The sequence below is a fragment of the Gloeocapsopsis crepidinum LEGE 06123 genome, assembly GCF_015207655.1.
Taxonomy (GTDB): domain Bacteria; phylum Cyanobacteriota; class Cyanobacteriia; order Cyanobacteriales; family Chroococcidiopsidaceae; genus Gloeocapsopsis; species Gloeocapsopsis crepidinum.
In genome coordinates, this window is sequence record NZ_JADEWN010000003.1 from 142536 (window position 1) to 149131 (window position 6596).

Sequence of the window (6596 nt, forward strand, 5' to 3'; positions counted from 1 at the left end):
TCCAAGTCTAATCTTGGAGAATAAAAATTATTTAGCAATAAATTAATGTTCAGTAGGCGTTAACTCTGCAACGCTAGTCTGTACTGGAAAACGGAAGACCGCAAAAATTGCTCTTATAGTGAATGCAAACATTGCGAGTGTACCTACTGCAAAAATAATATCTCCTGGAATTCGTAACCAAACCGTCCATCGCATCCAAGGACTACTAATAACTTCTGCGCTTCGTGCAAACCAAGTACCATGATTTACTGATTCAACAAGTTGATAAAATCCATTGGGAATTAAACCAAAAACCAGCATTACAACCAAACCACCGTTAATTGCCCAAAAAGCAAAGCGCAGTAACTTTTCATTCCATGCATCTTCGGGGACAAATTCGCGAAAAGCAAATAGCATCAGTGCCAAAGCAAGACAACCGTAAACCCCAAATAAAGAAGCATGGGCATGAATTGGTGTCGTATTTAAACCTTGTGAATAGTAAAGAATAATCGGAGGATTAATTAAAAATCCAAACACACCTGCGCCAACTAAATTCCAAAAACAAGTAGCAATAAAAAAGCGTAAAGGCCAACGATAAAATCCCTCAGCTTCTTGCGAAAGTTTTAGTGTTTTTAACACCTCAAAGCCAATCAAAGATAACGGGACAACTTCTAACGCGGAGAATACTGCTCCCATCGCTGCAATAAACGATGGCGTACCAGAAAAATATAAGTGATGCAAAGTTCCAATGACGCCGCTACCCAGATACAAAATTGTCGTTAAATAAGTTGCTCTCAATGCCGAAGAACGCTTTAAAAAACCTAATTCACTACAAAGATAGGCGATAACAACTGTAGCAAATACTTCAAAAAAACCTTCAACCCAAAGGTGAATCACCCACCACCGCCAATACTCGGCAATACTTAACGGCGTGTGATTAGTATACATCAAACCAACCGAATAAAACAAAGGAATTGTAATCGCACTATAAAGGAAAAAGTGACTTAAACCAGTAGGATTTTTCTCTTTTTGCAAAGCAGGTTTAAACGCACGGTACATCAGCCATAACCAAAAGGTCATATCAGCAATGAGCAGCACTTGCCAAACTCTACCCAATTCAATATATTCATAACCTTGGTGTCCCCACAAAAAGCTACTTTTTACATCTAAAACCCCTGTAACTGCTTCCCAAGTACCAATCATCGAACCACCGACAATGACAGCGAGTGCGATGAGCAGAATTGTGTTACCCAATGCTTGAAATTTAGGTTCAAAACCACCAAAACGCGGAGCAAAGTATAATCCTGCTGCTAGCCAACACGTTGCAATCCAAAATATAGCTAATTGTAAGTGCCAAGTGCGAGATGCAGCATAAGGCAGAAATTGATTTAAAGGAATTCCGTAAAAACCTTCTCCTTCTACAGCGTAGTGTGCAGTAAACATTCCCATCAGAATTTGCACCAAAAACAACACCATAGCTACACCAAAATATAGCGAGGTAACTTTTTGGCTAGGAGTCGGAATTCGGACTGCGGGGCGTACTGGTACTGGCTGTACTTCGTCAGATTCTTCTTGAGCTAAATAGACTAATAAAAATACACCAATTCCTGCAATAAGTACGACAATTGACACGATTGACCAAATAAGAAATTGTCCTGGTGGTTGATTGCCAATTAAGTCATCATGTGGCCAATTTGCAGTATAAGAAAATGGAGCATTCGGTCGATTGGCTGCTGCAGCCCATGCTGTCCAAGCAAAGAAAGCTGTGACATTATGAATTTGCGTATCATCCTTAAACCATCCATTGGGAATTGAGTGAATTGCAGAACCGTGTGCTAAGAGTTTTTGGTAATCTTGGAAGACCTGTTTCAAACCTTGAGTTTGAGCATTTGTGAGAATTAATTCATGCGTTTGCGGATCGTACCGATTAGTTTTAAAGTGTTCGCTGACTTGTGCTTGTAAGCTAGCACGTTCTGGTACGGGTAAAGCTTCTAAATCAGCTTGCGAGAACTCAGGATTTTTGTTGAATAGAACTCCCGCAGTTGCTAAACCCCAACGATGAAGAACATCAGCTGTCCAATCAGGTGCTAAATAGCTTCCGTGTCCCCAGATACTACCAATGTGTTGTCCGCCACGCGCTAGATAAATTTCTTGTCCAGCTTGAATTTCTGGTTGGGTGAGTAAAATTTCTTGCTGAGGAGAACGAATCGTTGCTGGTACGGGTGGAGCATTCTTCCAAATAATTGCCCCAGTTCCTAATAGAATAGAAAAGGCAATAATGCAGATTAAAACTAGCCACACTGGTAAGCTTAATTGGCGTGTTTTATGTGGCGTTTTGGAGTGGGAATCTATCAGTGTTGATGCCATAGCGATCAAAAATGTGTGGATAGAAAGAGATTGAGTAAATCTTTGGCAATGCTAATTCTGTAGCTTCAAGTTTTATATGAGTTTGCTCTAAGGGTTGAATATTTTTGGAGACGAACCACAAAGTACACAAAGAAAAGAATAAAGAGAGGATCTTGTTTGTAGTGAAGGCTTGTGATATGAGCGCCATCACTAAGTAGATTTGTTTTACAAATATCGCACTTTGGTTGCTTATGTTGCTAATAGCGATTTAGAAAGACGAGTGTAGATAGACTGTGAAGTGATTGAATCGATGGTGTATCTATAATTTCATACACAGACAGAAATACTATTTTAGCTACCAACTCAAGGTGGCACAGACAACCGTATTTGTTGATTTTGTTTGTGTACTACGTAGCCATTCATCAAATTCTATTAATAAAGTTTCAGGTAAATTTCTTATCATTGCTACGATCGCTCCTACAAGATCATTTTCGGAAAGTTGTGCAGGTAATTTTGCTTTGAGTTCATTTGAGCGAATGCAGTTGAGGAAACCACGAATTAGAACTGGAACATCACTTGTAGGAGTGGTGTAAATTAAAGCTTCATTATCGGCTAAAGAGGTTTGGCGAAACTTCTGCAAATCGCCCCAACCTAAATAACGACACTTGATGTTGTTAGCGTTCATTGCTTTTAACCCCAATCAGGTTTGACGTTCTTGCGCTGCTTGAGATAGCGGTCAATATCCATCGCGGCGATGCAACCATCCCCAGCGGCTACGACTGCTTGCTTAAATGGCGTGTTGCGAATGTCCCCAATTGCCCAAACTCCTGGGATGCTCGTTTGCATCATTTCATCAACTTTAACGCCGCCATCTGGTTTGAGTTCAATCTGATCGCCGAGAAAATCAACGATGGGTTTGGCTCCTTGTAAGTAAACAAAAACGCCCTCGGCGGGGATATGTTGAGTTTTCTTATCGCTCATCAAGTACAAATTAGTGCCTGTAACGCCACTGTCATCGCCTTCAATTGCGGATAAGCGGGCTTTTTTCCAAAGTTTAACTTGAGGATGAGCGAGGAGTTCTTGCGCGTATTCGTTGCTTCTGGCGGGGTCTTTAGCAGTTACCCAATGAACAGTTGCAGCAAATTTTGTCAGTACTTGAGCTTCGGCGATCGCCTCATGACTCATTCCTACAACAACAACCTCGCGGTTACGGTAAAAAGCGGCATCACACGTTGCACAGTAGCTTACACCTCGACCCAAAAACTCAGCTTCACCAGGTATAGAAGGCGTACGCCCCATTGCGCCAGTTGCGAGTACCAGCGCTTTTCCGATAAAAGTCCCTTCGGGTGTATAAACTTTTTTCTGAGTATCTTCAGCGTCGATCCCAAAAACTTGAGCGCGTTTATAGTCAGTTCCAAATTCAATCGCCTGCTGACGCATCACATCGAGTAATTCACTTCCTGTGACTTCACCACGCACCCCTGGGTAGTTAGCAATTTTGTGCGTAATCGCCAGCGCTCCCGCCGAGGGGTTTTTATCCAAAATCACTGTTTTTAACTGATAACGGGAAGTGTAGAGGGCGCAAGTACAACCTGCAGGACCGCCACCAACAATTACTACGTCATAATCAAAGTTATCCATCGCATCGAATACCTCTGAATAATTAAGCGAAAACGAGTTTCGGTTCTGGTGCGTGTCCGAGATAGATATGTGCGGCAGACTTAAGAACAATCTCAGAGTAGAGAATTTTTTGAACTTCTAAGCTGGGAGAACGCTTCGCGATCGCTCGGTATGCTGTAATCTCACCTTCAAGACTAAAATCAGCATGCGTTTGGTAGTGATCGTAGTCATGTATCGCTAGAAATGCAAATCCGTAGAAGGGATTAGGGTAGAAATCTGCGCCGTAGGTTTCCATTGAAACCCATAAATGTCCTTTTTCAATGTCTGCGTACAGTTCTTCTACCGTGTCGTACCGCATATACTCTGAGGCTTGAACTGCAAAAGGAAGCGCTCTAAATTGATTCATGATGAAATCAATCAGCTCATCTGTAGTCTCTTCAGAAATCTCAGCAGGAGAACTTTCTAGATAGATTTTGGCGAGTTTCTCGGTTTTAGGTGCCATAAAAGTCACCTCCTAGAACGTCAGGCTATGCCAAGATGGCATTGAGTTGCATCTGTGCTATCTCTAGCCTGACAAAAATTCTTAACTACTTTTATGAGCTAGCTCATAGATGCTTGAGAACCACCGTCGTTACTTGTACAAGACAGCCTGTTTTAAATTTGCGATCCGATCGCGAATTTTATTAATTTCAGCAGATGGGACATGATGTGCCTCTAGCGCTTCACCTAAATGCTTGACAATTGCATCAAAGTGTTCTGGTTGTAAGTTTAAACCTGCGTGTGCTTTTTCCATCGAACGTCCTGTGTAAGGAGTAGGACTACCAAGCGCAAATGAAATGAAAGCAGTTTGGTGACGACGCTGTTTTTCCATATCTGTATGTGCAAAAAAGGAATTAACAGTATTGTCTGCTAAAACACGGGTGTAAAAATCATCTACGACCTGTTTAATAGCCTGCTCTTTGCCAAGTTTCTCGTACAATGTTGCTGATTGCATATTTTTGCCTCAAGTCATTAATAATTAGCTGTAAATCAGCGTAAAATCAAACAAAATTAGTCCTAATTACCCTGTGCGATCTTTTCAGAAAGTGTAAGGAGAAAAGCTAAATTCTCTGTTGCTTTTAGTGCATGAGGTGCGTGAGCAGGCATAAAAACAAAAATACCTGGCTGTAAAGCGATTTCTTGCCCTTCAAGGTTTAATATTCCTTCACCTTCAATTACATTAATTGTGGCGTTGTAAGTAGAAGTATGTTCAGCTATTTCTGTATTAGCTGCAAGACAAAATAGCGTATGTTGACAAGCGTTGTCTTTAATTAAGACTTTGCTAAGAACTCCAGCACTAGGATATTCGATTTGTTCTCGCAGTTGGATTTTTGAAGACGCGCTGGTATTGATGGTAGAAGTCATGGTTTCTACTTAAAGTATAGTTGGTGGATTATTTAGGAATTACTGAGTAGTAGCGCAGATGAGGATATAACCTAATTCCTCATTGTATTTGTTGAAAACACGCCGCATTTCTAACACTCGTTTACGGATTGGTTCGCGAGTTAGAATATTTCCTAAAATTCGCAGCGTATTAAAAACACCTTCATCCTGAAACATTTGTCTAAAATTTAAGAGACTCATTGCTCCAGTTTGAACTTTTTCAACGTGTAAGCCTGCACTTTCATATGTATTAGTCCAGTTAGCTTCAGAAAGTGGTGTCGCATTAACGCGAATGACTTGTGCAAGTTCAGCGCTAATTTGTTCTTCGTTGTCACGCGCTAATAAGTCATGCGAGAGAAACTTACCACCAGGTTTGAGGCGATCGCGAATCCCAGCTAGAATTTTTGCCTTCCCTGGTGGAGATTGCATCGTCAAGATTGCTTCGGCTAAAACATAATCAAACTGTCCTGGTATTGCGTCGAGATGGAAAATGTCACCCTCGATGATTTCGATTTGATTTTCTAAGTTTGCAGCACGAATATTGTCACGCGCTTGGCGGACACTTTCAGGTTTTTTCTCGACACCAACAACTTTGACACCATATCGTTGTGCAAGTGCGATCGCACTATAGCCAAAACTCGCTGCGAGTTCTAAAACAGTTTCGCCTGGTTGAAAATTAGCCCACTGAAGTAGTTGTTCTGTTGCTATTCTCCCACCAGGACGCAGATATTTTTTACCTGCGGCTGCAAGCACTTCGTGTCCTGGTGCGGTTTGCATGAGGGTAGATTTGGTCATTTCGATTGACCCTCTCAACTCAACTATCCTCAATTTGCCAGGAATTTATTGTTTCGTCTTTGAGCTAGCTCATACTATTAAGTGGTAATTGGTAATCGGTAATCGGTGGAAAGTTATTTCTATTTATTTCAATTACCCATTACCGTGAATACACTTAATCACTAATTTCAATATCGTATAACTAGCACAGAGTACGTAACTTTGACACGAGGCGATCGCGCATTGACTTTGGAGACACAATCACGCAATGAGGTGCATACTGCATCCTACGCTTAAAATGGACGCTTGCCTAATTTGGTATTTCAATTACAGCCTATTGCAGTTTTATGAGGCACAGTAGCAACAGTGAGTAAACCAGTTTTTCAAATGCACGGGATTAATTAAATCGAGTGCAGTGGCAATGAGAAGATCAACCCTGAATGCAGTAGTTGGGG

Annotated in this window: 7 protein-coding genes; all 7 read right to left on the reverse strand. The window is 41.3% G+C overall.

The features are described 5' to 3' along the window. Window positions 1-42 precede the first annotated feature (42 nt). A complete protein-coding gene (locus tag IQ230_RS02155) occupies window positions 43-2346 on the reverse strand; it encodes a nitric-oxide reductase large subunit (RefSeq protein WP_193930347.1) in 2304 nt (767 codons plus the stop codon). Window positions 2347-2680: 334 nt separating this feature from the next. Beyond that, window positions 2681-3010, reverse strand: a complete 330-nt coding sequence (locus tag IQ230_RS02160; RefSeq protein ID WP_193930349.1) for a hypothetical protein — start codon at window positions 3008-3010, stop codon at window positions 2681-2683. Window positions 3011-3015: 5 nt separating this feature from the next. Further along, a complete protein-coding gene (locus IQ230_RS02165; protein WP_193930351.1) occupies window positions 3016-3966 on the reverse strand; it encodes an NAD(P)/FAD-dependent oxidoreductase in 951 nt (316 codons plus the stop codon). A 22-nt stretch (window positions 3967-3988) separates the two neighbouring features. Continuing rightward, window positions 3989-4447: a transposase gene (locus IQ230_RS02170; protein WP_193930353.1), complete on the reverse strand. Its 459-nt coding sequence runs from the start codon at window positions 4445-4447 to the stop codon at window positions 3989-3991. Between the two features lie 129 nt (window positions 4448-4576). Next, window positions 4577-4939 (reverse strand): group I truncated hemoglobin, encoded by a 363-nt coding sequence (locus IQ230_RS02175; protein WP_193930355.1) that lies wholly within the window; start codon window positions 4937-4939, stop codon window positions 4577-4579. 62 nt (window positions 4940-5001) lie between these two features. Then, entirely contained in the window at window positions 5002-5349 is a 348-nt protein-coding gene (locus tag IQ230_RS02180; protein WP_193930357.1) for a cupin domain-containing protein, read from the reverse strand. Between the two features lie 39 nt (window positions 5350-5388). Then, window positions 5389-6162 (reverse strand): SAM-dependent methyltransferase, encoded by a 774-nt coding sequence (locus IQ230_RS02185; protein ID WP_193930359.1) that lies wholly within the window; start codon window positions 6160-6162, stop codon window positions 5389-5391. Between the last annotated feature and the right edge of the window lie 434 nt (window positions 6163-6596).